Annotated in this window: 1 protein-coding gene; it reads right to left on the minus strand. The window is 69.6% G+C overall.

Annotated elements, in window-relative coordinates:
* The coding region (locus NZU74_20485) for a DegT/DnrJ/EryC1/StrS family aminotransferase (GenBank protein ID MCS6883706.1) at nucleotides 1-684 on the minus strand (684 nt) is incomplete at both ends.

A 684-nucleotide genomic window follows, 5' to 3' on the forward strand; every position in this document is an offset into this window, starting at 1 on the left:
GTGACGCACGACGTACAGGTGCCAGACCGGCTCGCGGTCAGGGCGGACCTGGGGTATGCTAAGCTCGCGGCACTTGATGCCCTGCTCGTAGCGCCGGGCCACGGTCGTGCGCTGCGCGGTCCAAGCATCGAGATGGCGCAACTTCACGCGCAGTATGGCCGCCTGTAAGGGGTCCAGACGCGAATTCACCCCTGGCAGCAGGTGCTCGTACTTGGCCGCGCTGCCATAGTTGCGCAACCGTCGCACCTTTTCTGTAAGGGCCGCGTCGTTCGTGGTCACGGCACCGGCATCCCCCAGCGCGCCGAGGTTCTTGCCGGGATAAAAACTCCAGCACACCACATGGCCATGGGCGCCGATGCGCTGGCCGCGATAGCGGGCCCCGTGGGCCTGCGCGGCGTCCTCCACCAGGGCGAGGCCGTGCCGCGCGGCCAAGTCGAGCAATGGGGCCAGATCGGCCGGCTGGCCATACAGGTGCACCGGCAGGATGGCACGGGTGCGCGGGGTGATGGCGGCCGCGGCGGCGGCCGGATCGAGGTGACCCGTATCCGGTGCGACGTCCACCGGCACGATACGCGCCCCCACCGCCGTGACGGCGAGCCAGGTGGCGATGAAGGTATGGGCCGGTACGATGACTTCGTCCCCCGGCCCCAGTCCCAGGGCGCGCAAGGCCAGGACGAGCGCATC

The sequence above is a fragment of the Chloroflexaceae bacterium genome (assembly GCA_025057155.1).
Classification (GTDB): Bacteria; Chloroflexota; Chloroflexia; order Chloroflexales; family Chloroflexaceae; genus JACAEO01.